At 66.6% G+C, this 25,287-nt stretch carries 29 protein-coding genes; 25 read left to right on the top strand and 4 right to left on the bottom strand.

Annotated elements, in window-relative coordinates; genetic code table 11:
- Positions 1 to 60: 60 nt before the first annotated feature.
- The 13 genes from EBN1_RS13940 to gspN all read left to right on the top strand — a co-directional run bounded on the left by EBN1_RS13940 (position 61) and on the right by gspN (position 11,774).
- On the top strand, positions 61 to 1,080 hold the full coding sequence (locus EBN1_RS13940) for a Fe(3+) ABC transporter substrate-binding protein (protein ID WP_011238606.1): 1,020 nt from the start codon (positions 61 to 63) through the stop codon (positions 1,078 to 1,080).
- 133 nt (positions 1,081 to 1,213) lie between these two features.
- Positions 1,214 to 1,723, top strand: coding sequence for a type II secretion system protein N (locus EBN1_RS13935; protein WP_011238605.1), 510 nt, complete (start codon positions 1,214 to 1,216; stop codon positions 1,721 to 1,723).
- Between the two features lie 13 nt (positions 1,724 to 1,736).
- A complete protein-coding gene (gspD, locus tag EBN1_RS13930; RefSeq protein WP_011238604.1) occupies positions 1,737 to 3,896 on the top strand; it encodes a type II secretion system secretin GspD in 2,160 nt (719 codons plus the stop codon).
- Positions 3,893 to 5,362, top strand: coding sequence for a type II secretion system ATPase GspE (gene gspE / locus EBN1_RS13925; protein ID WP_011238603.1), 1,470 nt, complete (start codon positions 3,893 to 3,895; stop codon positions 5,360 to 5,362). Before gspD ends, gspE begins: the two co-directional genes overlap by 4 nt.
- Positions 5,363 to 5,368: 6 nt before the next feature.
- The gene (gspF, locus tag EBN1_RS13920; RefSeq protein ID WP_011238602.1) at positions 5,369 to 6,571 is read left to right on the top strand and encodes a type II secretion system inner membrane protein GspF; all 1,203 of its coding nucleotides are present in this window, start codon (positions 5,369 to 5,371) and stop codon (positions 6,569 to 6,571) included.
- A 7-nt stretch (positions 6,572 to 6,578) separates the two neighbouring features.
- Positions 6,579 to 7,022 (top strand): type II secretion system major pseudopilin GspG, encoded by a 444-nt coding sequence (gene gspG, locus EBN1_RS13915; RefSeq protein ID WP_011238601.1) that lies wholly within the window; start codon positions 6,579 to 6,581, stop codon positions 7,020 to 7,022.
- Positions 6,994 to 7,521, top strand: a complete 528-nt coding sequence (locus EBN1_RS13910; RefSeq protein ID WP_011238600.1) for a prepilin-type N-terminal cleavage/methylation domain-containing protein — start codon at positions 6,994 to 6,996, stop codon at positions 7,519 to 7,521. Before gspG ends, EBN1_RS13910 begins: the two co-directional genes overlap by 29 nt.
- Positions 7,518 to 7,886 (top strand): type II secretion system minor pseudopilin GspI, encoded by a 369-nt coding sequence (gene gspI / locus EBN1_RS13905; RefSeq protein ID WP_011238599.1) that lies wholly within the window; start codon positions 7,518 to 7,520, stop codon positions 7,884 to 7,886. The genes EBN1_RS13910 and gspI overlap by 4 nt, the downstream gene beginning before the upstream one ends.
- Positions 7,883 to 8,437, top strand: a complete 555-nt coding sequence (gene gspJ / locus EBN1_RS13900) for a type II secretion system minor pseudopilin GspJ (RefSeq protein ID WP_011238598.1) — start codon at positions 7,883 to 7,885, stop codon at positions 8,435 to 8,437. The genes gspI and gspJ overlap by 4 nt, the downstream gene beginning before the upstream one ends.
- A complete protein-coding gene (gene gspK / locus EBN1_RS13895; protein ID WP_011238597.1) occupies positions 8,424 to 9,347 on the top strand; it encodes a type II secretion system minor pseudopilin GspK in 924 nt (307 codons plus the stop codon). The genes gspJ and gspK overlap by 14 nt, the downstream gene beginning before the upstream one ends.
- On the top strand, positions 9,344 to 10,561 hold the full coding sequence (gene gspL, locus EBN1_RS13890; protein WP_011238596.1) for a type II secretion system protein GspL: 1,218 nt from the start codon (positions 9,344 to 9,346) through the stop codon (positions 10,559 to 10,561). The genes gspK and gspL overlap by 4 nt, the downstream gene beginning before the upstream one ends.
- Positions 10,558 to 11,046 (top strand): type II secretion system protein GspM, encoded by a 489-nt coding sequence (gspM, locus tag EBN1_RS13885; protein WP_041646391.1) that lies wholly within the window; start codon positions 10,558 to 10,560, stop codon positions 11,044 to 11,046. Before gspL ends, gspM begins: the two co-directional genes overlap by 4 nt.
- A complete protein-coding gene (gene gspN, locus EBN1_RS13880; protein WP_049780283.1) occupies positions 11,043 to 11,774 on the top strand; it encodes a type II secretion system protein N in 732 nt (243 codons plus the stop codon). Before gspM ends, gspN begins: the two co-directional genes overlap by 4 nt.
- A gap of 490 nt (positions 11,775 to 12,264) precedes the next feature.
- Here the strand turns inward: gspN and EBN1_RS13875 are convergent, their stop codons facing one another.
- Together EBN1_RS13875 and EBN1_RS13870 are read right to left on the bottom strand one after the other, a co-directional pair.
- Complete coding sequence (locus EBN1_RS13875; protein ID WP_041646387.1) at positions 12,265 to 12,576, bottom strand: hypothetical protein; 312 nt, start codon at positions 12,574 to 12,576, stop codon at positions 12,265 to 12,267.
- 42 nt (positions 12,577 to 12,618) lie between these two features.
- A complete protein-coding gene (locus EBN1_RS13870) occupies positions 12,619 to 14,301 on the bottom strand; it encodes an ABC transporter permease (RefSeq protein ID WP_011238592.1) in 1,683 nt (560 codons plus the stop codon).
- A 129-nt stretch (positions 14,302 to 14,430) separates the two neighbouring features.
- Here EBN1_RS13870 and EBN1_RS13865 point away from each other — a divergent pair, with 129 nt between their 5' ends.
- The 12 genes from EBN1_RS13865 (at position 14,431) to EBN1_RS13810 (ending at position 24,596) form a co-directional block, all read left to right on the top strand.
- Positions 14,431 to 15,549: an ABC transporter ATP-binding protein gene (locus EBN1_RS13865; RefSeq protein ID WP_011238591.1), complete on the top strand. Its 1,119-nt coding sequence runs from the start codon at positions 14,431 to 14,433 to the stop codon at positions 15,547 to 15,549.
- Positions 15,546 to 16,259 carry a leucyl/phenylalanyl-tRNA--protein transferase gene (aat, locus tag EBN1_RS13860; protein ID WP_011238590.1) on the top strand — a complete coding sequence of 238 codons (714 nt, stop codon included), beginning with the start codon at positions 15,546 to 15,548 and terminating at the stop codon, positions 16,257 to 16,259. Before EBN1_RS13865 ends, aat begins: the two co-directional genes overlap by 4 nt.
- Before the next feature lie 10 nt (positions 16,260 to 16,269).
- A complete protein-coding gene (locus EBN1_RS13855; RefSeq protein WP_011238589.1) occupies positions 16,270 to 17,010 on the top strand; it encodes an arginyltransferase in 741 nt (246 codons plus the stop codon).
- A 71-nt stretch (positions 17,011 to 17,081) separates the two neighbouring features.
- Positions 17,082 to 18,134 carry a quinone-dependent dihydroorotate dehydrogenase gene (locus EBN1_RS13850; protein ID WP_011238588.1) on the top strand — a complete coding sequence of 351 codons (1,053 nt, stop codon included), beginning with the start codon at positions 17,082 to 17,084 and terminating at the stop codon, positions 18,132 to 18,134.
- Between the two features lie 104 nt (positions 18,135 to 18,238).
- Positions 18,239 to 18,823 carry an electron transport complex subunit RsxA gene (rsxA, locus tag EBN1_RS13845; protein WP_011238587.1) on the top strand — a complete coding sequence of 195 codons (585 nt, stop codon included), beginning with the start codon at positions 18,239 to 18,241 and terminating at the stop codon, positions 18,821 to 18,823.
- Positions 18,824 to 18,927: 104 nt separating this feature from the next.
- The gene (gene rsxB, locus EBN1_RS13840; RefSeq protein ID WP_011238586.1) at positions 18,928 to 19,479 is read left to right on the top strand and encodes an electron transport complex subunit RsxB; all 552 of its coding nucleotides are present in this window, start codon (positions 18,928 to 18,930) and stop codon (positions 19,477 to 19,479) included.
- Positions 19,476 to 21,119 (top strand): electron transport complex subunit RsxC, encoded by a 1,644-nt coding sequence (rsxC, locus tag EBN1_RS13835; protein ID WP_011238585.1) that lies wholly within the window; start codon positions 19,476 to 19,478, stop codon positions 21,117 to 21,119. The genes rsxB and rsxC overlap by 4 nt, the downstream gene beginning before the upstream one ends.
- Position 21,120: 1 nt before the next feature.
- Complete coding sequence (locus EBN1_RS13830; RefSeq protein ID WP_011238584.1) at positions 21,121 to 22,128, top strand: RnfABCDGE type electron transport complex subunit D; 1,008 nt, start codon at positions 21,121 to 21,123, stop codon at positions 22,126 to 22,128.
- Entirely contained in the window at positions 22,125 to 22,787 is a 663-nt protein-coding gene (locus EBN1_RS13825; RefSeq protein ID WP_011238583.1) for an RnfABCDGE type electron transport complex subunit G, read from the top strand. Before EBN1_RS13830 ends, EBN1_RS13825 begins: the two co-directional genes overlap by 4 nt.
- A gap of 13 nt (positions 22,788 to 22,800) precedes the next feature.
- Positions 22,801 to 23,499, top strand: a complete 699-nt coding sequence (locus tag EBN1_RS13820) for an electron transport complex subunit E (RefSeq protein ID WP_011238582.1) — start codon at positions 22,801 to 22,803, stop codon at positions 23,497 to 23,499.
- A gap of 9 nt (positions 23,500 to 23,508) precedes the next feature.
- Positions 23,509 to 24,141, top strand: coding sequence for an endonuclease III (gene nth / locus EBN1_RS13815; protein WP_011238581.1), 633 nt, complete (start codon positions 23,509 to 23,511; stop codon positions 24,139 to 24,141).
- Between the two features lie 23 nt (positions 24,142 to 24,164).
- Positions 24,165 to 24,596: a DUF1841 family protein gene (locus EBN1_RS13810; RefSeq protein WP_011238580.1), complete on the top strand. Its 432-nt coding sequence runs from the start codon at positions 24,165 to 24,167 to the stop codon at positions 24,594 to 24,596.
- Between the two features lie 23 nt (positions 24,597 to 24,619).
- On the opposite strand, the gene EBN1_RS13805 is transcribed toward EBN1_RS13810, so the two are convergent.
- Together EBN1_RS13805 and EBN1_RS13800 are read right to left on the bottom strand one after the other, a co-directional pair.
- Positions 24,620 to 24,946 (bottom strand): c-type cytochrome, encoded by a 327-nt coding sequence (locus EBN1_RS13805; protein ID WP_241762735.1) that lies wholly within the window; start codon positions 24,944 to 24,946, stop codon positions 24,620 to 24,622.
- Positions 24,943 to 25,275: a c-type cytochrome gene (locus tag EBN1_RS13800; RefSeq protein ID WP_011238578.1), complete on the bottom strand. Its 333-nt coding sequence runs from the start codon at positions 25,273 to 25,275 to the stop codon at positions 24,943 to 24,945. Before EBN1_RS13800 ends, EBN1_RS13805 begins: the two co-directional genes overlap by 4 nt.
- Between the last annotated feature and the right edge of the window lie 12 nt (positions 25,276 to 25,287).

Raw genomic sequence — 25,287 nt, 5'->3', positions numbered from 1 at the left:
CAACTGCGAATTGTTATCGTTATCATGCCGCCATCGAACTACACATAAAGGCGCCAAGTCATGAAGAAGACCCTCCTTGCCTCCGTCCTGATCGGCCTCGGCCTGACTGCGGTCCACGCGCACGCGGCGGACAATGAGCTGAACCTCTACTCTGCCCGCCACTACCAGACCGACGAAGCTCTCTACCAGGACTTCACGAAGCAGACCGGCATCAAGATCAACCGCATCGAGGCCAAGGAAGACGAGCTGCTGGAGCGGATCCGCAACGAAGGCGCGAACAGCCCGGCCGACGTGTTCATCACCGTCGACGCATCGCGCCTGGCGAAGGCCGACGAGCTCGGCATTTTCGCCCCGGTAAAGTCGAAGGTGCTCGAAGAGCGGATCCCCGCCCACCTGCGCACCGACAACTGGTTCTCGTATTCGACTCGCGCGCGCCTGATCGTCTACAACAAGGAAACAGTGAAACCCGAACAGGTCCAGACCTACGCCAGCCTTGCCAGCCCCGAGCTGAAAGGCAAGGTCTGCACGCGCTCCGGCAGCCATCCGTACAACATTTCTCTCGGCGCCGCGCTGATCAATCACGAGGGTGCCGAGAAGACCGAGAAGTGGGCGCGCGACCTCGTCGCCAACTTCGCCCGCACGCCGAAGGGCGGCGACACCGACCAGATCAAGGCAGTGGCCGCCGGCGAGTGCGGGGTCGCGATCGCGAACAGCTACTACCTCGCGCGGCTGATGAACTCGACGAAGGAAGAGGACAAGGCAGTCGTCGCGAAGGTCGGCGCGGTGTGGCCGAACCAGAAGACCTGGGGCACGCATATCAACATCTCCGGCGCCGGGATGCTGAAGCACGCCCCGAACAAGGCTGCCGCGGTCAAGTTCCTCGAATACCTCGCTTCCGACAGTGCGCAGAAATATTTCGCCGACGGCAACAATGAATGGCCGGTGGTCCAGAGCGTGAAGGTCACCAACCCTGCACTCGAGGCGCTCGGCGACTTCAAGGCGGACACGCTGCCCGTGGGCGATCTGGCGAAGACCGCCGCCGAAGCCCAGCGCATCTACGACCGCGCCGGTTTCCGCTAAACGATATCCGGTATCGCTGCTACCAGAGCCGCCCTGCAGGGCGGCTTTTTTTTCGCCATTCTCTACCGTATTCCTGCACGCGCAAACGAAGGAGTAATATGCGCCCTTCGTTCAAGGCCGTACGTCGCTCCCGATGCTCAAACGCTTTTTCTCGACGCGATTCGGCCGCGGGCCGGCGACGTTCGCCTGGATCGCTGCATTATCGGTTTCGGCGTGGGTCGCAGCGGATTCATTCCTGCTTTTTGCTGCCCCCGGGAATATCTCGGCCACCTTCCGTTCCTCGGCCGCTCCGGCAACGGCAGCGCAGAAGATCGTCGACAGCGCGCCGCTCGCCATCGAGAGGCGCTCAGCCTCGGAGCCGGCGGCCGACAGCCCCGCGTACGCGCTCATCGGCGTCGCGACCGGATTCGGCAGCGAGCGGGGTTTCGCCCTGCTGAAATCCGCAGGCGGCAGTGTCATCCCCGCAACTGAAGGGGAAACGCTTGCGCCGCACACCCGGCTCGCGAGGATCCATGCCGACCGCGTCGAGATCGAACGCAACGGCATCACCCGGACGCTCCATCTGGAACTACCGCAATCACCCGGCAGCTCGCTCGCTGCCGCAACCACAACTGCAACCGCAACTGCAAAACCGGACCGCTAGCGAACCCGTGCCCATGACCCTGATGACTCGCGCGCGCGGCCTGCTGTTGACGCTCGGCCTGCTTTCCCTTTCCCCGCTTGCGGTCGCCGCGCAGGACGACACGGTGTCGCTGAATTTTGCGAACGCCGAGATCGACGCCGTCATCAAGGCCATCGGCAAGATATCGGGGAAGAATTTCCTCATCGATCCGCGCGTCAAGGGCACGCTGAACATCGTCACGAACACGCCGGTGTCACGCGACCTGTCATACCAGATCCTGCTGTCGGCACTGCGGCTGCAGGGCTACACCGCAGTCGAGGGACCGGGCGTGACGAAGATCGTGCCGGAGGCCGACGCCAAGCTGCACGGCGTGCCAGTCGGCAAGGAGGTACTGCGCGGACGGGGCGACAGCCTCGTCACGCAGGTCTTTGCGATGCGCAACGAATCGGCCACGCAGATGCTCGCTGTCGTGCGCCCGCTGGTGTCGCCGAACAACACTGTCACCGCGTTCCCGTCGAACAACGTGCTGGTGGTCACCGATTATGCCGATAACGTCGCACGCATCGCACGCATCATCGATTCGGTGGATGTTCCGCAGGGCGACGTCCACGTGCTCGAACTCAGGCACGCGGCAGCGGTCGACCTCGCCGCGACGCTGAACCGGCTGATGAACGACGGGACCGGGAACGGCAGCGCGGCGAACACCGCGGATGCGAGTCAGCGCGTGCAGGTCGTGCCTGACGCGCGTACCAACAGCCTGCTCGTCAGGACCGAAAATCCGTCCCGCATCAGCGCGCTGCGCCAGCTCGTCGCGTCGCTCGACCGTCCTGGCGCGGGCGGCAACATCCATGTCGTCTACCTGAAGAACGCCGAGGCGACGAAAGTCGCGCAGACGCTGAACGGCGCGCTTGCCGGCGACGGTTCGGCACCCTCCGCGACCGACAGCATTGCCTCGCCCAGCCCGCTCGGAGCATCGACGCCGGATCGCATGACGACGCAGGGCGCAGGCCTCACCCCGGCGACGTACCGCCCCTCGCCGGAATCCGGCAACGCGTCCGATCGTGGCGGCATGATTCAGGCCGATCCCGTCAATAACGCGCTCATCATCGTCGCGCCGGAAGCGATCTACCGCAATCTGCGTCATGTCATCGACCTGCTCGACCGGCGCCGCGCGCAGGTGTATATCGAGGCGCTGATCGCCGAGATCTCGACCGAGCGCGCCGCCGAGTTCGGCATCCAGTGGCAGAGCGCGAACACTCCGGGCGCGGGCAGCAGTTCGACTTTTTTCGGTGGCACAAATTTCGGCGGCGCCGGGCAGAACATCATCGGCGCGGCGCAGAACATCGGTTCGGTCGGCAAGGGGATGAACTTCCTGCTCGGCGGCGGGACGGTGAAAGTCCCGATCAACGGGCAGATGGTCGAAGTCTTCAACCTCAGTCTGCTGGCGCGCTTTCTCGAAACCGACAGCCGCACCAACATCCTGTCGACGCCGAGCCTGGTCACGCTCGACAACGAAGGGGCGAAGATCGTCGTCGGCCGCAACCTGCCGTTCATCACCGGCCAATATACCAATACCGGCGGCGGCACGACGCCGGCGAATCCATTCCAGACGATCGAACGCCGCGACGTCGGCCTGACCCTCGAGGTGCGGCCGCAGATTTCCGAAGGCGGCGCGATCCGGCTCGACATCTACCAGGAAGCTTCGTCGGTCGTGCCGACCCTCGACGACTCGGCCGGACCGACGACCAACAAGCGCTCGATCCAGTCGACCGTGCTCGTCGACGACGGCGCGATCATCGCGCTCGGCGGGCTGGTCGAGGACGACTACAGCTCGGGCGAGGAAAAAGTGCCGCTGCTGGGCGACATCCCGTTCGCCGGCAGCCTGTTCCGTTACGACACGCGGCGGCGCACGAAGACGAACCTCGTCGTGTTCCTGCGCCCGGTGATCCTGCGCGACCGCGACAGCTACTCGACGATCACCAACGCGCGCTACGATTACATCATCGGCCAGCAGCGCAACGTCGCCCCGCCGAACGCACTGCTGCACGGCGAACGCAGACCGCCGGAGCTGCCCGCACCCGGCACCCCGGCCCCTGCCGTCCCGGTGTCGCTCGCGCCCGCCCGCGTCACGCCGGCGCCCTTCGTCACAACCGCACCGCAGCCGGGCGGGATTCCGGCACGGATCAACCCGTGAATGACGCCGCCCCCCTGCCCTACGGCTTTGCCAGCACTCACGGCATATTCGTCGCCACCCGCAGCGAGGCGTCGGCCGAACTCGTGCTGCGCGATGACGCGAGCCTCGCCGCACTCGCCGAAGTGCGCCGCACGCTCGGGGTCCCGGTTTCCATCACGCGCGTCGCGCGCACGGTGTTCGAGGCACGGCTCGCCGACGCGTACAACGGCACCGACAGCAGCGCCGCCGAAATCATCGCCGACGCAGGGCAGGACGTCGATCTGTCCAAATTGATCACCGAACTGCCGGCCGTCGCCGATCTCCTCGACAACCAGGACGACGCACCGATCATCCGCATGATCAATGCGCTGCTGACGCAGGCGGTGCGCGACGGCGCTTCGGACATCCACATCGAACCGTACGAGCGCCGCTCGCTGGTGCGGCTGCGCCGCGACGGCATCTTGCGCGACATCGCCGAAGTGCATCGCGGCCTGCACGCGGCGATGGCGTCGCGCATCAAGATCATGGCGAACCTCGACATCGCCGAAAAGCGCCTCCCGCAGGACGGGCGGATCGGCCTGCGGCTCGCTGGCCGCCAGGTCGACGTGCGCGTGTCGACGCTGCCGACGACGCACGGCGAACGCATCGTGCTGCGCCTGCTGGACAAGAGCAACGCCCAGCTCGGGCTCGACGCGCTGGGCATGGCTGCGGACACACGCGCATCGTTCGGCGCTCTGCTCGGCCAGCCGCATGGCATCGTGCTGGTGACCGGACCGACCGGCTCCGGCAAGAGCACGACGCTGTATGCGGCGATCCAGTCGATGGACGCTGCGCGGATGAACATCGTCACGGTCGAGGACCCGGTCGAATACGACCTGCCCGGCGTCGGCCAGATCCAGGCCAATCCGCGCATCGACCTGACGTTCGCGAAGGCGCTGCGGGCGATCCTCCGCCAGGACCCGGACATCATCATGATCGGCGAGATCCGCGACCTCGAAACCGCGCAGATCGCGGTGCAGGCGAGCCTTACCGGCCATCTTGTGCTCGCGACGCTGCACACCAACGACGCGCCGTCGGCCGTCACGCGCCTCGTCGACATGGGCGTCGAACCGTTTCTGCTCGCCTCGACTTTGCGTGGCGTGCTCGCGCAACGGCTGGTGCGCCGCCTGTGCCCGATGTGTCGCCATGCGGCGCCGGCCACCGCAGAGGTGGCGTCCGTCTTCGGCGACGCCTGCCCGACGACGCTGTGGACCGCGCGCGCCTGCCCCGCCTGCAGCCACAGCGGCTACAGCGGCCGCAGCGGCCTCTACGAACTGCTCGTCACCGACGAGGCGCTCGCGCGGCTGATCCACGACGGTGCGGACGAAGCGCAGCTGCGCGGACACGCCCGTCGCGCCGGCACGCGCAGCCTGCGCGACGACGGCCTGCGGTATGTCACGGACGGCCTCACGTCGGCCGAAGAGCTGCTGCGGGTGACGAAGGACTGACGCCGCATGACCGCGTTCCGCTACCGTGCCGTTGATGACGCCGGACGTGAAAACGCCGGCGTGCTCGAAGCCGATACCGCACGCGCTGCGCGCGGCCTGCTGCGCGAGCGCGGCCTGTATCCGCTGGACGTGGCGAACGTGCGCGGCTCCACCGGACATCAACGCAGACCGGGTCGGCTGCGTGACGCCGAGCTCACGCTGCTGTCGCGCCAATGGGCGACGCTGCTCGCTTCCGGCCTCACTGTCGATGCGTCGCTCGCTGCGCTGATCGAACAGGCGGAGCGCGAAGCGACGCGCCAGATCCTCGCCGGCGTGCGCTCCGAGATCCTCGCCGGCTACGGCCTGCGCGCCGCGCTCGAGCGCTACCCGGCTGCGTTCCCGGCGATCTACCGCGCCTCGGTCGCCGCCGGCGAACAGTCCGGCGAGCTACCCGGCGTGATGATGCAGCTCGCCGACTACCTCGAGCGGCGCAGCGCGTTGCGCCAGAAAACCCTGCAGGCGCTGCTGTACCCGGCGATCGTCGCGGCCGTCGCGCTGCTCGTCGTGGTCGGCCTGATGACTTACGTGGTGCCGCAGGTCGTCACGGTGTTCCAGCACAGCCGGCAGGCGCTGCCGCTCCTGACGCGCGCGATGATCGGCCTGTCTGCTTTCCTGCGCGAGTGGGGCTGGCTGGTGCTCGTCGCCACCGGCGGCCTGGGGCTGTGGGCCCGCATGCTGCTGCGCAATCCTTCGGTGCAGCGGCGCTGGGACGCGCGGCTGCTGCGCCTGCCGGTGCTCGGCCGCCATCTGCGCACGCTTGACGCGACGCGCTTCGCGAGCACGCTGGCGATCCTCACCGGCAGCGGCGTGTCGCTACTGCCGGCGCTCGACGCGGGGCGCGAAGTCATGACGCGCCTGCCGCTGCAGGACGCCGTGCGCGACGCCGCCGAGCGCGTGCGCGAAGGTCACGGCCTCGCCCGGGCGCTCGGCGCCACCACGGCATTTCCGCCGCTGCTGATCCACATGATCGCGAACGGCGAAGCCACGGGGCGCCTCGACGAACTGCTCGAACGCGCCGCACGCCTGCAGCAGCAGGAACTGGAAAACCGCACCGCCGTGCTGACGAGCCTGCTCGAACCCGCACTGCTGCTCGCGATGGGCGCGCTGGTGCTCGCGATCGTGCTCGCGGTGATGCAGCCGATCATCGAAATCAACACCCTGCTGAGGTAAGCGAACAATGCCGCACCGCTCCACGCTCCCCCGCTGCCACCGCCGCCGCGGCTTCACGCTCATCGAAGTGATGATCGTCATCGTCATCCTCGGCGTGCTCGCCGCGCTGGTCGTGCCGCGCGTCATGAGCCGGCCCGACGAGGCCCGCGTCGTCGCTGCGAAGCAGGACATCGCCTCGCTGATGCAGGCGCTGAAACTCTACAAGCTCGACAACCGCCGCTACCCGACCAATGAGCAGGGCCTGCGGGCACTCGTCGAGCGCCCGGCCGGGGGGCCGCAGCCGGACAACTGGAAATCCTACCTCGAACGCCTGCCGAACGATCCGTGGGGTACCCCTTACCAGTACCTCAACCCGGGGCTGCAGGGCGACGCCGATGTGATGAGCCTGGGCGCGGACGGGACACCCGGAGGCGAAGGTTTCGATGCCGACATCGGCTCCTGGAATCTCTGAATCTGGACGGCACACCGCGAGGCGGCCCGGCCACCACACCAGGAGCGGTTTCACGCTCGTCGAGTTGCTGGTGGTGATGATCGTCATCGGCATCGCCGTCGCGGGCGCGTCGCTCGGACTCGACGCGCTGCGCGGTCGGGATTCGACGCTCGCCGCCGAGCGCCTGCGCTGGGTACTGGAAGCCAGCGCCGAGCGCGCACAGGTGCGCGGCCGGCCGATCGCGATGGAGTTGCTGGCGGACGGCTATCGCTTCAGCGCGCTCGACGCGGACGGCCGCTGGGTTGCGTTCGACGAACCTCCCGTGTTCGCCGAAAAACTCCTGCCGCAGCAGATGCATTGGGAATTGCGCATCGAGGGCCGGCCGGCCGAGCGCCTCGTGTTCGGCACCCGCGCACCGCGCTTCGAACTGGTGCTGCACACTCCCGAAGGCGACATCACGCTGTCGGGCAGCGAAACCGGGGCAGTCGTCCAGCAGCAGTCGGGGGAGCGCGGCGCATGAAGCGCATCGATGGCTTCACGCTGCTCGAATGCGTCATCGCACTCGCGATTCTCGCGGTCGCGATGACTTCGGCGCTGCGCGCGGTCGGCAATACCGCGCAGTCGAGCGCAGCGCTCAAGGAGCGCACGCTGGCCGGCTGGGTCGCGCAAAACCGCCTCGCCGAACTGCGCGCGACCGCCGCGTGGCCGGCGCTCGGGCGCAACGAAGGACAGGCAATACAGGCCGGCCGCAGCTACCGGTGGCGCGAAGAAGTCCACGCGACGCCGAACCCGCTGTTCCGCCGCGTCGAAGTGCGGGTGTTCGGCGAAGCCGGGCCCGCAGCCCTTGCAGAGTTTTCCGGTTTCGTCGTCAGGCCGCTGCGATGACCCCTCGCCCGCACGGACTCACGCTGATCGAGCTGATCGTCGCGCTGGCGGTGTTCGCGGTGCTCGGCACGCTGACTTACCGCGGCACGGCGCAACTGATCGACAGCCGGCAGCGTCTCGGTGGCGAACTCGAGCGCTGGCGGGCAGTCGAGCGCGCGCTGAATCTCATCGAGACCGACCTGCAGCAGCTCGCCGCGCCACGGCCGGTTGGGGGCAGGGCTGCGGCCATCGAACTGCACCGCAGCGGCGACGACAGCGAACTGCGGCTCCTCAGCCTGTCGTCCGCAGACACGCCGCGCCGCATCGCGTTCCGCCATGTCGGGGCACGCCTCGAATGGCTGCGCTGGCCCGGACGCGATGCGCACGAAGCGCCGCAGATTGATACCCTCCTCGATACGGTCGGCGCGGTGCGCTGGCGCTTTCTCGGCAGCGCCGGGTGGCTCGACCACTGGCCGCCCGGCTCCAGCCTCGACAGTATTCCTGCTGGCGTCGAACTGCAGCTCGACCTGCCCGGGGCCGGCACCCTGACCCGCCTGTATGCGCTGCGCTAACGCCGATTCCCAGTGCGGCGCGGCCGTGATCCTTGCGCTGCTCAGCGTCGCGCTCGCCGCCGGACTGGCGGCTGCGGTACTCGGCGATTTCGGCCGCTCGCTCGACAGCGTCGCCGGCCGCCAGGACCAGGCTCAGGCGCGGCTGCTCGCTCGCGGGGCGGTGGACTGGGCGCGCAACGTGCTGGCCGACGACTTCAAGCGCACGAACGTCGATCACACGCAGGAAATATGGGCGGTGCGCGTACCGCCGACACCGGTCGGCGAAGGCGAAGTCGGCGGCGAGATCCGCGACCGATCGGGGCTTTTCAACCTGAACAATCTGGTGCCGGACGGCAAGCCCGACCCGGCCGCGCTGGCGCAGTTCGGGCGTCTGCTGGCAACGCTCGGCGTCGCGCCGGCAGATGCCGGCCGGCTCGCGCACGCCCTTGTCGACTGGATCGGCGGCAGCACGACCGGTCAGGAAAAAAACGGAATCGTGTCATCCGGGCTGCGCGAGGCGTCGGGCGCGAACGGATCACTGCTCGATGCAGCCGAGCTGCGCCTCGTCGCCGGTTTCGACGAAGCGCTCGTCCAGCGGCTCGCCCCTTTCGTCAGCGCGCTGCCGGCGCCGAGCCGGATCAACGTCAACACCGCGCCGGCCGAAGTGCTGGCCGCGATCGTCGCCGATCTCGAACTCGGCAACGCGCGCATCCTTGTCGCCGGGCGCGAGCGCGCGTGGTTCCGCGATCTGGCCGGTTTTTCGGCCCGTCTGCCGGCCGGCGCGCAGCCCCCCGGGACGGGGCTCGACGTCAGGAGCCGCTACTTCGCCGTCATCGGGCGATCCGGTTTCGGCAGCGCCGTGGTCCGCCTGGAAGTATTGCTGGATCGCCGCGAAACCTGGCCCACCATCCTGTGGCAACGCATTCTATGACCCGACGACTCATCATCTATATCGACGAAACCTGGCCTGCCATCCCGTCAGCGCCGTGGATGCTGCTCGACGAGCGCAATCGGATCGTGCAGGAAGGTCAGTCGGAACCTGCGCACTGGCCGGTCGTGCCACACTGCGAACTCGTACTGGGCGGCCCCCAATGCAGTATGTTCGAGACCCGTATTCCGAAAGCCGCGCGGCGGGAACAGGAGCGGCTGCTGCGCTACGCGCTCGAAACCCAGCTGCTGAAGGACGTCGATGCACAGCACCTCGCGGTGACGCATCGGCACGCTGATGGCGCAATGCTCGAGGCAGGAGTGCTGGTGATCAGCCGCGCGCGGCTTCGCACCGTGCTCGCCGGACTCGCCGAAGTCGGCTGCCCGCCGCTGCGCGCAGTCGCCGAACTGCAGGCGGTCCCCGATGCCGGATCGCGCTGGACGCTGGCGCTCGGCCCGACTGGGGGATGCATCCTGCGCCTCGACGCGACGCACGCGTTCGTCGCCGATGCCGGTGCGCTCGCCGATATCCTCGCGCATGCGCTCCTGCAGGCCTGCGCGAGCGGCGCCGGACCGGAGGCCCTGGAAGTCCGGCGCGCGCCCACGGCGCCGGGAAGCATCGAACCGGCAACCCTTGCCGGGACGGTGCCCGGATTGAGAGTCGAGGCCGGGGCGGCGTATCGATGGTGGGAAACTCCGGCTGCGAGTGCCGATCTGCTGCACGGCGAGTTCGCCCCCTCGCATCGAGGCTCGGCCGGGCGCCAGGCATTGCGCCGGCCGCTGATTCTCGCCGCCGTCGCGGTCGGGGTGTTCGCCGCGGTGAACCTTGCCTCGGTACTGTGGCAGCGCCACGAGCTCGACGGCATCGAAGAGCGCATGCGCCGGCTCTTCGTCACCGCGGTCCCCGACACGCCGGCGATCGCCCCCGCACTGCAGTTGCGCCGCCATCTGGACGAAGCCCGCAGCCTGCGCGGCGAACTTCGCGAAGACGACCTGCTCGCGCTATTGTCCGCGTACACCGAGATTGGCGGCAGCGCGGCTCCCGCGTCGGTCCGCACCCTCGACTACGAAGCAGGGCAGCTGAAACTCACGCTCGATGCAGCCTCGGCAAGCGGGATCGGGGTGCTGGAAAAGCGTTTCGCGTCGCTGGGCTACGTTGTTCGAAGCACCGGCGGCGCGGCGCCGAGCCTGACGCTTTCGAGGAAGAACCAGCCATGAACCCGCTGACCCGCATCGCAGGCGTAGTCGCGACGCGCCCACCGCGCGAACGGCAGCTGCTCGCGGTCGCCGCAATCGTCGTCAGTGCAAGCGCGCTTTTCCACGTCGCGGACCAGGTTTGGGATGCACGCGCAGAGCTTACCCGGCGCCTGCCCGAAGCGCGCAGCCAGCTCGCCCGCATGCAGGAAGACGCGGCCGATCTGCAGCGACTACGCCGGACGCCACTCCCGGCCGCCGCGGCGATGCCGACAGTGATCGAAGCTGCGCGAGCCGCTGCCGCATCGCGTACACTGCCGCTGTCGATCGCCCTGTCCGGGGAAACCCTGCAGGTGCGGGGAGTCGCCGACTTCGACGGGCTGATCGAATGGCTCGCGGACCTGCACCGGGAACTGGGTTTGCGGCCGCAGCGCGCCGTCGTCACCGCCCAGCGCGACACGGTCAGCGTCGACATCGACCTGGCACGGGCCGCGCACCCTGACCGATGAAGAAGCTCGCGCTCTTTCTGCTGCTGGGTCTTGCGCTGGCGCTGCTCCGCCTGCCCGCGAGCCTGATGGACCTTGTCGTCGCATCCGCCAGCGACGGCCGCCTCCGGATTGCCGCCGCCGAAGGCAGCTTCTGGCGCGGCAGCGGGACACTTGCCACGTCCGACGGGCGACGCCGACTTCGCGCGATGCGCCCGGTCAGCTGGCACCTGGGCACCGCAGGAAGCGCGCTGTCGGTGCAGTTCGGAGAGCAAGGCAGTGCGCCGGCGCAACTGCTGATCTCCGTGGGGGGCGCCGATCTGTCCGGACTCGATCTCGAGCTGCCCGCAGCGCTTATCGCCGACGCGATCCCGCACCCTGCGGCACGAGCCGGGTGGCGCGGCAATGCCCGATTCTCGGCACCGGCGATCGCATGCGACTGGCAAAGCCGGTGCAACGGGGAACTGCAAATCACATGGCGGGAGGCCGGCGTCGATATCGTGCCGGACCAACGTTTCGGCGACTATCTGCTCACGCTGCGGCTCGTCGGCAACCGAACGGCGCTCGAAATCGACACGGTGACAGGGAGCGTTCGCGTTGCCGGCCGCGGCGAGCTGGACCGGAACGGCATGGGCTCGTTCGCGGGCACGGTCGAGGGAGATCCCGAAATCGTCGACCGGATCCCGAACATCATGGACCGCAACGCGGTCCGCGGTGACAAACCGGGGATGATCAGGATCATGTTCCCCTGAACGGGGCCACCGGCGATCCCCTTATTGCGGCGGCATTTCCTTCGGCGGCCGCTTGCGGAACTTTCTTGCCGGTTTTCTGGGTTGTCCGTCTTCAGGCGGTTTCGCCTGGCCCTGCGGTTTCGGCTGGGCCGGAGGTCTCGCGCCCTGGGGCCCGGAGCGCTGCTGGCCGCCGCCCGGTTTCGCGTGCCGCCCCGGCTTGCGGGGCCCTCCCGTTCCCGAATCCATGCGCCGGGCGCCCGGCTGCGGAGCACCTTCACGGTTGCCCGGAGCCATTGAAATTTCGAGTTCGATGAGTTCGTCCCACTCGGCCTCGGTGCGCTGGCTATCAGGAATCTCCAGGAGTTCCTGCATGCGGCGGCGAGGGGAAGTCGGTTGTGGTGCGTTCATCGCGGCATTATCTCATCGTTCGCTGAATTCATGCTTTGAAAGTCAGCCGGTTTGGCCAAATCGGCCACAAACCGGTGACAGGACAGCAGTCGGCGCCGTCTGTTCACTTGGGCGCGCGCCGCGTGATGCGCTCCACGATCGAGTTTTGCGCGGCCATCTCGGTGGCGCCAGCCTCCTTCGCCGCCGCAAACGCCTCGGCGTCGAACTTGGACGCGAACGCGATGATGTCGACTTGCGGATGCGCCGCCCGAAGCTCGGCGATGCGCACGCACGGGTTGCGCACCGCCATGTCGACGACGATACAGTCCGGCACCTCGACCGTGTTCTTCTTCAGCACCGTCAATCCGACTGTCCCCCATGCCGATTCGAGGTCCCTGCGGGTCGCCAGGTTGTCACACCACATCAGTACTTTCATGTCCTACTCCACATCGTTAAGAGTGCGGTCTCACCGCGGCGGCTAGACTTCCGCTTCCTCCAGGGTGCGTCGTCGCCCGCTGACGATCTGGCGCGAAATCAGGAACATCGGCAACAGCCCGACGGCAACGATCGTCAGGGCCGCCGTCGAGGCTTCGGTCAGGCGTTCGTCCGCTGCGAGCGTGTGCGCCTGCGTCGCCAGTGTGTCGAAATTGAACGGCCTCATCACCAGCGTGGCGGGAAGTTCCTTCATCACATCGACGAAAACCAGCAGGCCCGCAGTCAGGAGACTGCCGCGCAGGATCGGCACATGGACCCGACGCAGGGTTCCGAACCGTCCCAGCCCCAGGCAACGCGATGCGTCGTCCATGCTGGAGGTGATCTTGCCGAGGCTCGAATCCACCGTGTGCAAGGCTACCGCAAGGAAGCGCGTCAGATAAGCATACACGAGGGCGGCGATGCCGCCGGTCAGCAACAGCCCGGGGTTGACGCCGAACACGTCCTGCCACCAGGCCGCAAGCTGGTTGTCGAGCCGCGTCACCGGGATCAGCACGCCGACCGCGATCACCGAACCTGGCACTGCATAACCCAGGCCGACGACCCGGTTGAACATCTGCGGCAGTCGCGAACGGGCGAGCCGGGCCGCGTAGGCGAGCACCACCGCCAGCACCACTGCCAGCACCGACGTCACCGATGCGAGGACAAAGCTGTTGCGCGCGAGGTGGAGAAAGCGCGGCCCGAACTGGACATCCCCTTCCGAGAACGCCATGTCGAGCAACAGCCCGGCAGGCAGCAGAAAACCCAGCAGCAACGGCATGAAGCAGGCCAGCGCCGCCATCACCCCGACGAGCGGCGACAGGCGGATGGGCACCGGCGTCGTCTGCTGGCGCGACGTGTTGTTGAAGCGCGCGCGGCCTCGGCTGGCGTGTTCGAGCACGAGGACCAGCACGACAAACGCCAGCAACGCCGCCGACAACTGCGCCGCGGCGATGCGGTCACCGAGCGAAAACCACGCCTGGTAGATGCCCGTCGTAAAGGTCTGCACGCCGAAATAGGCAACCGTGCCGAAGTCGGCCAGCGTCTCCATCAGGGCCAGCGCCGTCCCGGCAATGACCGCGGGGCGCGCCAGGGGCAGCGACACGCGGAAGAAGCAGCCCCACGGTCCGAGGCCGAGCGAACGTCCAGCTTCGAGCATGCCCGAAGCCCGCTCGAGGAACGCGGTGCGGGCGAGCAGATAGACGTACGGATAGAGCACGAACATGAACATCGCGACCGCGCCGCCCGGTGTGCGCACGTCGGGAAACCAGTATTGTCCGGCGCGCCAGCCGAACGTTTCGCGCAGCCAGCTTTGCACCGGCCCGACGAACTGCAGGAAATCGGTATAGACATAGGCCATGACATAAGCTGGAACCGCAAGCGGCAAAACCAGCGCCCACTGGAAAAAACGCCGCCCCGGGAAATCGAGCATGGTCGTCAGCCAGGCCGTCGTGATGCCGATGCTCGACACACCCAGCCCAACGCCGACGCACAGGATTACCGTATTGCGAATGAACTCGGGCAACACCGTGCTTGCGAGGTGCGACCACGTCGCGGAAGTGCCTCCGGTGAAGACGTTCGAGAATACCGATATCACCGGCGTTGCGATCAGCACGGCGATGAGGAGCGCACCGAGCGTCAGCCACGATGCATTCCGTATCCACCTCTCCAGCCCTCCTACCAATTTCATTGCACTCCCGGGGAACGGTGCGGCGGACCCTTCCGCGCAGCAAACTGTGACGAATTATAATTGATCGCATTTGGATTGCCGCGATGCAATAATGATCCGTGCGAAATCCTCTACTGTATCGAATCCGTCATGTCTCACCTTGAACTCGCCGATATCGACCTCGCCTACGGCGCTCAGCGCGTCGTCCGCAAGCTCTCCTTGCGACTCGAAAAAGGCAGCATCGGATGTCTGCTGGGGCCGTCCGGCTGCGGCAAGACGACAGTGCTGCGGTGCATCGCCGGCTTCGAACCGGTGGCGGCGGGCGAAATCCGGCTCGATGGCGTGGTCGTCAGCGGCAGTGGTCATCACCTGGCTCCCGAGCGTCGCCGGATCGGCATGGTGTTCCAGGACTATGCGTTGTTCCCCCACCTCTCGGTCGCGGAAAACATCGCGTTCGGCCTGCGCGACATGGACAAGACGCAGCGGCGCGAGCGCGTCGACGAACTGCTGCGCATCGTCGGCCTCGACCGCCAGGGACACAAGTACCCGCATGAAATGTCCGGCGGCCAGCAGCAGCGCGTGGCCCTGGCGCGCGCACTGGCTCCGCGCCCGAGCCTGTTGCTGCTCGACGAACCGTTCTCGAATCTCGACGTGGAATTGCGCGAGCGCCTGTCGCACGAAGTGCGCGACATCATCAAGGCGACCCGCACCACCGCCATCCTCGTGACGCACGACCAGAACGAAGCTTTCGCGGTCGCCGACGAAATCGGCATCATGAACGAGGGGCGCATCCAGCAATGGGATACCCCGTACAACCTGTACCATCGGCCCGCGAACCGTTTCGTCGCGGACTTCATCGGTCAGGGCGTGTTCCTGCCCGGCCTGGTGTTGAACGATCACCAGGTGAAAGTCGAACTCGGCGTCCTGAACAGCGCGATTCCCGTCGAGTGCGGAATCGGCTGCGCGAACTGCGACCGCGACTGCACGGTGGAAGTGCTGCTGCGCCCCGACGACATCGTCCATGACGACGCCAGCGCGATGAAGGCCGAAGTCATGCACAAGGCGTTCCGCGGGGCAGACATCCTGTATACCTTGCGGCTGTCGAGCGGCGCGCGGGTGTTGTCGCTGGTGCCGAGCCATCACAATCACGCGATCGGCGAAAAAATCGGCATCCGCCTCGATGTCGATCACGTCGTCACGTTCCAGAAAGACTCGCAAGACGCGGTGCACACTCGCCAGGAGCACCGGCTCGTCCACGTCCCGGCATGATTCCCTGGCTCGCGGGACGACCGGATTTTCCGCCTGTCGAGCAGGCGCTCGAGGATCCGGATGGCCTGCTCGCCGCGGGAGGCGAGCTTTCGCCGGCGTGGCTGCTGGCTGCATACCGCCGGGGAATCTTCCCGTGGTACACCGAAGACCAGCCCATCCTGTGGTGGAGCCCCGACCCGCGACTGGTGCTGATCCCCGCACATCTCAGAATCAGCCGCTCGCTGCGCCGCACGCTCCGGCAGCAACGCTTCGAAGTCCGCTTCGACACCGCCTTCGCCGACGTCATTGCCGCATGCGCCGAACCCCGCGAGCCGGGCGGCGGAACATGGATCAGCCCTGAAATCCGGCAAGCCTACCTGCGCCTGCACGAACTCGGATATGCGCACAGTGTCGAATCGTGGGTCGATGGGACTCTCGTCGGCGGGTTGTACGGTATCGCGTTGGGAAGGGCGTTTTTCGGCGAATCGATGTTCAGTCGCCGAAGCGACGCATCGAAAGTGGCGCTCGTCCATCTCGCCGCGCATCTGCAACGGCTCGGCTTCGCCGCGATCGACTGCCAGATGACGACAGCCCACCTGCTGTCACTCGGCGCCGAAGAGATGCCGCGCGCCAGATTCTGCGCCGGCCTTGCAAACTGGACGAACGAAGGCCCCGGGCCTGGACGCTGGAGCTGCGAGAAAGCGGCGGAGATTTCCCGAAATTTCTCATGACGGATCGAACATGCAAAAGGACTATCCCTACGCGCTGATCCAGTTTTACGCCACGGCGCCCTACACCTGTTCCTATCTGTCGGATCGCGTCGCGCGCTCGCAGGTCGCGACCCCCGGCCATCTGATCGATACGCCTGTCTACAGCGAGCTGGTACGCAACGGCTTTCGCCGCAGCGGCATGTTCACCTACCGCCCGTACTGCGACCACTGCCGGGCCTGCGTGCCGGTCCGGATCCCGGTCAAGCGCTTCGAACCCGACCGCAGCCAGCGTCGTGCCTGGAAAATGCACCACGAGCTGCGTGCCAACGAACAGCCGCTCGCGTATTCCGAGGAGCATTACGCACTCTACCAGCGCTACCAGGGCTCGCGCCACGCCGGTGGCGGAATGGACCAGGACAACCGCGAGCAGTACGCACATTTTCTGCTGCAAAGTCATGTGGACACCCGCCTCGTCGAATTCCGTGAAGGCGATGTGCTGCGCATGGTGAGCGTCATCGATCGGCTCAGCGACGGCCTGTCGAGCGTGTATACGTTCTACGATCCGGACCAGACGCACGCGAGCTACGGCACCTACGGCATCCTGTGGCAGATCGAAGTGTGCCGCCGCCTCAAGCTGCCGTACCTGTATCTCGGCTACTGGATCAAGGAAAGCCGCAAGATGACTTACAAAGTCCGTTTCCATCCGCTCGAGGGCCGGCTGCGCGGAGAGTGGCGCGACATCGATCCGCTGCGCGATCGCGCCTCCGAGTAAGGAGACGGGACCGCGGCGCGGCGAGCAAAAACCCTGGAGCGAGGCGACCTCCAAACCGGTAAAATCCCGCGATGCTCTACAACATCGCCCGCCCGCTGCTGTTTTCGCTCGACCCGGAAACCGCCCACGAACTCTCCCTCGCCGCGCTCCATTTCTTCGGACGCGTCCTGCCCGCCGCAACCCCGACTGAATCCGACCCGGTCGACGTCATGGGGCTGCACTTTCCGAACCGCATCGGCCTGGCCGCCGGACTCGACAAGAACGGCGAGGCGATCGACGGCCTCGCGCGCCTCGGCTTCGGTTTCCTCGAGATCGGCACGATCACGCCGCGCCCCCAGCCCGGCAACCCTCGCCCGCGAATGTTCCGCCTGCCTGAAGTGCGCGCGATCATCAACCGCATGGGTTTCAACAATCACGGCGTCGATGCGCTGGTCGCGAACGTCAGGGCGGCAAAATACCGGGGCATCCTCGGCATCAACATCGGCAAGAACTTCGACACGCCGATCGACCGCGCAGCCGACGATTACCTTGCCTGCCTCGACAAGGTCTACGCGCTGGCAAGCTACGTCACGGTCAATATCTCGTCGCCGAACACAAAGAACCTGCGGCAACTGCAGGGCGAGTCCGAGCTCGACGACCTCCTCGGGCGGCTCAAGGCACGCCAGCAGCAGCTGGCGGACAGGCATGGGCGTTACGTGCCGCTGACGCTAAAAATCGCTCCCGATCTCGAGCCGGCGCAGGTCACCAACATCGCCGATGCGCTGCGCCGCCACCGTATCGACGGCGTGATCGCGACGAACACCACGATCGCGCGCGACAAGGTCCAGGGCGTGCGCTACGCCGAACAGCAGGGCGGGCTGTCGGGGGCGCCGGTCTTCGAAGCCTCCACCGCGGTCGTCGCGCAGCTCTCCCGGGCGCTCGCCGGCGAACTGCCGATCATCGCGGCGGGCGGCATCCTCGACGGACGCGGCGCCCGCGCGAAGCTCGCCGCCGGAGCATCGCTCGTGCAGGTGTACAGCGGCCTCATTTACCGTGGTCCATCCCTCATCGCGGAATGCGTACGGGCCACGACGGACTTCGCCGACTCCGGCCACGCCGCCACATCCGCTTCCTTCGGCGCCTGACCGGCCGCCAAGCGGCACGAATGGGCATAAGCCTATAACCCGACCGGGCTTGAGCAGCGGACTGATGGCGGTGATAATTCCGCGATTACACCCGGTACTGGATCATGAGTAGTTACATCTTTGTCGTCATCGGCGCGGTCCTGGTCAATAACGTCGTTTTTGTCCGCATCCTCGGGCTGTGTCCGTTCATGGGGGTGTCGAAAAAACTCGAGACGGCGATCGGCATGGGTGCGGCGACGACGTTCGTGCTGACCCTGGGCTCGGGCACGAGCTACCTGATCGACCACTACCTGCTGCAGCCGTACGACCTCGCCTACCTGCGCACGCTGTCGTTCATCGTCGTGATCGCGGCGATCGTGCAGCTCACCGAGCTGGTGATCCAGAAGACGAGCCCGCTGCTGCACCAGGTGCTGGGAATCTACCTGCCGTTGATCACGACGAACTGCGCAGTGCTCGGCGTCCCGCTGCTGAGCGTCGCGCTCGACTACAACCTGCTCGAGTCGCTGCTGTTCGGCTTCGGCTCGTCGATCGGATTCACGCTCGCGCTGATCCTGTTCGCCGGCATCCGCGAGCGCCTGGACGGCGCCGACGTCCCCGCGCCCTTCAAGGGAACCGCGATCGCGATGATCACCGCGGGATTCATGAGTCTCGCGTTCATGGGTTTCGCGGGCCTGGACCGGTTCCAGTAATTGAAAATCAACTTACCCCTTCCTGACAAGACGCAACACGTGGGCGGGCGCGAACGTTTACGCTGCGGTGCCTCACTGACCGACCTCACTGATCGATATTCATCATGCTGACCGCCCTCCTCGTCATGACCGGGATTGCCATCGTGCTCGGCGCAGCCCTGGGCTACGCGTCGATCCGCTTCAAGGTCGAAGGCAATCCGCTGGTCGAAAAGATCGACGCGATCCTTCCACAGACCCAGTGCGGCCAGTGCGGCTACCCGGGCTGCAAGCCGTATGCGGAAGCGATTTCGAACGGCGAAGCCGACATCAACCAGTGCCCGCCTGGGGGCGAGGAAGGGATACGCAAGCTCGCGGACCTCCTCGGGCGCGAATTCAAGCCGCTGTCCGAAGAGCATGGCGAGGAAAAACCCAAATCGGTCGCGCGGATCGACGAGCAACTGTGCATCGGCTGCACGCTGTGCATCCAGGCCTGCCCCGTCGATGCCATCGTCGGCGCCGCGAAGCACATGCATACGGTCGTCCCTGCGCTATGCACCGGCTGCGAACTGTGCGTCGCGCCCTGCCCCGTCGATTGCATCGCGATGACGCCTCTCCCGGAAACGCTGGAGACCTGGAAATGGAAATACCCGGTGTTTGATCTGAGGTCCGCGGCATGATCGCCCGTCTGTTCAACTTTCACGGCGGCGTCAAGCCGGGTTCCCACAAGAACGAGTCCTCATCGCTGCCGATCGCTGCCGCACCGCTGCCGCCGCGCCTCACGATTCCGCTGCGCCAGAGCGTGCGCTCAGCCGCCCGCTGCCTCGTCGCGTCGGGTCAGCGCGTGCGGAAGGGCGAACGCATCGGCGCCGGCGAAGGTCCGCTCGGCACCGACGTCCACGCCTCGACGTCGGGGACGGTCGTCGGGATCGCCCCGTGCGCGATGGCCCACGCGTCGGGCCTCGACACGCTCGCGGTCGTTATCGAGCCCGACGGCAAGGACGAATGGATCGAGCGCCGCGCATTCGACTACCGTGCCGTCCCGCGCGAAGCTGCGCTCCGGTACCTTAGCACGTGCGGCATCGTCGGCATGGGCGGCGCCGGTTTTCCGACCCACATCAAGCTCGGTAACGGCCGCGGCATCGAAACCCTGATCATCAACGGCGCCGAATGCGAGCCGTGGATCACCTGCGATGACCGGCTGATGCGCGAGCGCGCCGCCGAAATCCTTTCCGGGGCGGCGATCCTGCACGAACTGATCGGCGCACGCCGCACGCTCGTCGGCATCGAGGACAACAAGCCCGAAGCGATCCGTGCGATGCGCCAAGCCGCAGCGGACTTCCCCGGACCCGTCGAGATCGTCGCGATTCCGACTCGGTACCCCGCAGGCGGCGAAAAGCAGCTGATCCGCGTGCTGACCGGCATCGAAATCGCCCATGGCAAGCTCGGCACGGAGTTCGGCGTGCAGTGCTTCAACGTCGGCACGGCGCATGCCGTCCACCGCGCGATCCACCACGGCGAACCACTGGTGTCGCGCGTCGTGACGCTGACCGGCAACGTCAGCCATCCGGGCAACTATGAAGTACTCGTCGGCACCCCCGTCGAGACGCTGCTCGCGCTCGCGACGCCGAAACCGGACACCGACCGCTATCTGATGGGCGGCCCGATGATGGGCATTACCATTGCCGACCTGTCGGTGCCGATCGGCAAGACGAGCAACTGCATCATTGCCGCCTCGCCGGCGCTGTTCCCGCTCCCACCGCCCGAGTTGCCGTGCATCCGCTGCGGCGCCTGCGCGCGCGCGTGCCCCGCCGACCTGCAGCCTTTCGAACTGTACTGGTTCTCGCGCGCGAAGAACGTCGGTAAAGCACAGGAATATCACCTCTTCGACTGCATCGAATGCGGTTCCTGCGCCTTCGTTTGCCCTTCGCACATTCCGCTCGTCGATTATTTCCGCTTCTCGAAGAGCGAGATCTGGGCGCGCGAGCGCGAGCTCAAGGCGTCCGATCAGGCGCGCGAGCGCTTCGAGTTCCGCAACTACCGGCAGGAACGGGAAAAGGAAGAAAAAGCTGCCAAGCTCGCGGCGAAAGCCGCCGAAACGCGGGCGAAGCTGAACGGGCCGGGCGCTGCGACCGACGCCACAGCTGGAGACGACCCGAAAAAAGCGCTCATCGCGGCAGCGCTCGCCCGCGCCAAGCAGCAGGCGGCGGTCGAATCCAGGCCTATCGACAACGCCCACGCGGGCGTGCCGGGCACAAGCCCGGCCATCGCCAGCCGGCGCGAGCAGCCGCACCTGCACGACAGCGACGCAACCTCCTGACATGATCCATTCTCCCTACATCCGCAAGCCGGCGAGCGTCCAGAGCGTGATGCTCGCGGTGCTGCTCGCGCTCCTTCCCGGCGTCACCGCCTACGTCATGCAGGTCGCCTCGGTCGTCGTCGTCAACCTGCTGATCGCGACCGTGACCGCGCTCGCCGCCGAAGCGCTGATCCTCACGCTGCGCAAGCGGCCGATCGCCCCGGCGCTGTCTGACCTGTCGGCCGTCGTCACCGCGTGGCTCGTCGTCCTGTGCTTTCCGCCGATCCTGCCGTGGTGGGTCACGGTGCTCGGCGTGCTGATCGCGATCGTCGCGGTCAAGCATCTCTATGGCGGGCTCGGCCAGAATCCGTTCAACCCTGCGATGGTCGCGTACTGCGCAATGATCGTCGCGTTCCCGTCGCTGATGTCGCAGTGGCCGCCAGCCGGACAGATCGACTTCCAGACACAGCTCGACCTCGTGCTCGGCGGCGCCCGCCAGCTCGACGCGATCACCGGCGCGACGGCGCTCGACGCGATGCGCACCGGGCTGCGGACAAGCGGCGCGAGCGTCGAGAGCGTGCTGCAGCAAAGCGGCGCTTTCGGCGCCGTCGGCGGCCGCGGCTGGGAATGGCTGGCACTCGGCTACTTCGCCGGAGGCCTGTTTTTGCTCGCGCGCCGCGTCATCACCTGGCACATGCCGGTCGCGTTCATCGCGACGCTCGCCGTCGTGTCGGGCATCTTCTGGCTCGCGGAACCCGCGCGCTTCGCGCCGCCGCTGTTCCACCTCGCCAGCGGCGGCGCCATGCTTGCTGCGTTCTTCATCGTCACCGACCCCGTTTCCGGTGCGACGACGCCGCGCGGCAAGCTGCTCTTCGCCGCCGGCATCGCCGTCATTGCCTACCTGATCCGGGTATTCGGCGCCTTCCCCGAAGGCATCGCGTTTGCCGTGCTGCTGATGAACCTCTGCGTGCCGCTGATCGACATGAAGACGCAACCGGTGGTGTTCGGTCACCGCGGGAGCCGCCCATGAGCGACCGCTATACAGCCACCCGTACTTCGCTGCGCACTGCCGGCATCATGATCGTGTTCACGCTCGCCTTCACCGCAATGATGTCGCAGACGTACCGCGTGACCCGCCCGTCGATCGAAGCCTCCGAGCAGGAGCAGAAGATGCGCCTGATCAACGACGTGCTCCCGCCGGACAGCTACGACAACGCGCTCCTCGAGGACTTCGTCGCCGTCGGACGGACGCCCGAGCTCGGCCTCGACCGGGGCGGGCGCATCTATCGTGCGCGTCGCGCCGGCGTTCCCGCGGCCCTGGTGTTCGAAGCGGGCGCACCCGACGGCTACGGGGGCAGGATCCAGCTCGTCGTTGCGGTTGGCGCGGACGGCCGCCTGGGCGGTGTTCGCGTGACTGCGCACAAGGAAACGCCGGGGCTCGGCGACTACATCGACCCCAGAAAGGATCGCAACAAGACTCAGCCGTGGATCGGTCAATTCGCCGGGATGTCGCTCGCGGACGTTGCGCCCGCGCAGTGGAAAGTCAAGCGCGACGGCGGCGTCTTCGCGTATCGCATCGGTGCGACGATCAGTGCACGCGCCGTGACGAACGCGACAGGACGAGTCCTCGAATATGCGGCCGAGCACCGCGATGCGCTGTTTGCGGCGTCGACCGGCAGCGCGCTCTGATGGAAACACAGCAATGAATCTCCAGACTTTTCGTGAAAACGCCTGGAATGGCCTGTGGAAGCAGAACACCGGCCTCGTGCAGCTGCTCGGCCTGTGTCCGATCCTCGCCGTCAGCACGAGCGTCGTCAATGCGGTGAGTCTCGGGCTCGCGACGGTGGTGGTGATGGCGGTATCGAACTTCGCCGTCGCGTCGCTGCGCAACTTCATCCCGTACGAGATCCGGATTCCGGTGTTCATCCTGATCATCGCCGCGCTGACGACGGTGGTCGACCTCGCGTTCAACGCCTACCTGCACGATCTCTATCTGGTGCTGGGCATCTTCATTCCGCTGATCGTCACGAACTGCATCGTCCTCGCACGGGTCGAGGCCTACGCGGCAAAGAACGACCCGGTGGCGTCCACCGTCGACGGAATCATGATGGGCCTCGGGCTGGTGTGGCTACTCGGCGTGCTCGGCGGCATTCGCGAACTGGTCGGCAGCGGCACGCTGTTTTCGGGGATCGAGATGGTCATCCCGGGCCTGTCTCCGCTGTCGGTGTTCGGTGACGATTACCCCGGCTTCCTGATCGGCGTGCTGCCTCCTGGCGCATTCTTCGCGCTCGGCTGCCTGATCGCGCTGTCGAACCGGATCCGCATGCGTGCGGCAGCCGGCAAGCCAGCGCGCCCGGCGAGCGACAGCGAAGGGCCTGCCCCGGCTTCGGCGGCGCCCTGAACCGGCCGGATGAAACGCGACGCGATTCGTGAATTTTTCCGCCGCCTGGCGGAGGCGAATCCGAGCCCGACGACCGAGCTCGAGTACGGGTCGCCATTCCAGCTGCTCGTTGCCGTGGTGCTTTCCGCGCAGGCCACCGACAAGAGCGTGAACCTGGCGACCCGCGAGTTGTTCGCCGTCGCCCCGACCCCCGAAGCCATGCTGAGCCTCGGGGAGGAAAACGTTACCGAACGCCTCAGGTCGATCGGCCTTTACCGCAACAAGGCGAAAAACGTCGTCGCGCTGTCGCGGCTACTGCTCGAGCGCCACGGCGGCGACGTGCCTCGCAGCCGCGAGGCCCTCGAAGCGCTGCCCGGCGTCGGCCGCAAGACCGCCAGCGTCGTGTTGAATATCGTGTTCGGCGAAGCGGTGATGGCAGTCGACACGCATATTTTTCGCGTCGCCAACCGCACCGGCCTGGCTCCTGGCAAGGATGTTCTCGCCGTCGAGCAGGCCTTGATGCGTCGCGTGCCGAAGGAATACCTGCACAATGCCCATCACTGGCTGATCCTGCACGGCCGCTACGTCTGCACGGCGCGCAAGCCGCGCTGCAAAGATTGCCTCGTGCGCGACCTGTGCGAGTTCCGCGACAAGACCGTTTAACCCAGAGCAACCGAGTCCAAAAGATGTTCAATCCCTCACGTGACCAGGTACGCAACTTCTTCATCGAAAGCTGGCGGAAATATCAGGCGAAGGAAGTACTGACACCGCTCGAACATATCGCTTCCGACCTCGTGCTCCTGCATCCCGAATATCAGGCGCTACTCGAAGACCCCGATTCGCTGTCGCGCGACTTCCTGCCGGAGGACGGACAGATCAACCCGTTCCTGCACCTGTCGTTCCACCTCGCGATCGAGGAGCAACTGTCGATCGACCAGCCGTCGGGCCTGCGCGCCGCGTTCGAAGCCTGCCAGCGCCGGCGCGGCAACCGTCACGATGCGCTCCACGACGTGCTCGAATGCCTCGGCGAAACGCTTTTCGACGCACAGCGCAACAACACGCAACCGGACGGTCCGGCTTACGTCTCGTGTGTCTTGCGCCGGGCACGCTCGAACTAGCCGGCGTGCCCTGACCTTCGCGCTCAGCGTTTCTGGTACAGGCCGGTCTGGGCGGCGAAGTATGCAGCAAGGTCGCCCAAATCCGCGGGCGACAGGTTCTCGACCTGGGCAGCCATGATCGGATTCTTCCGCCTGCCCGTCTTGTAGTCGAGCAGCGCCTGGTAGAGATAATCTTCGTATTGCCCGCCCAGGCGAGGAAATTCCGGCGAGGGACTGTTGCCGTCCGGGCCGTGACACGCTGCGCAGACCATCGATTTTTCCTTGCCTGCGGCGGGATCGCCCGCGTGCGCAGGGGAACCCGCCAACGCAAGAGCCGCCAGCGCCGGGAGGGTGATATTTCGTGTCATCATTGCGCCTCTCCTCCCGCGACGCTGTAGTAGGCCGCAAGGTCCGCCATGTCCTGCTCTGACAGGCTTGCGGCAATCGCGCGCATCGTCGGATGGCTGCGTTCGCCGTCGCGATACGCCTGCAGCGCGCGCACGAGGTATGCCGCATGCTGTCCGCCGAGCTTCGGCACCGGGTAGACATCCGGGAACGCGGTGCGATAGCCCGGAATGCCGTGACACCCCATGCACATCGAAGTCTTGGCCTGGGCAGCTTCTGCGTCGCCTTCCAGCGCCGAGGCGGCGGGTCCACCCAAGGCAAGACAGGCGGCGATGAGCAAATGTCGTCCGTGCATGGCGTCTCCTCG

Source organism: Aromatoleum aromaticum EbN1 (assembly GCF_000025965.1).
In the GTDB taxonomy this organism is placed as follows: domain Bacteria; phylum Pseudomonadota; class Gammaproteobacteria; order Burkholderiales; family Rhodocyclaceae; genus Aromatoleum; species Aromatoleum aromaticum.
Note: the sequence above shows the minus strand (reverse complement) of the source record. Positions and strands in the feature narration are given on the sequence as shown.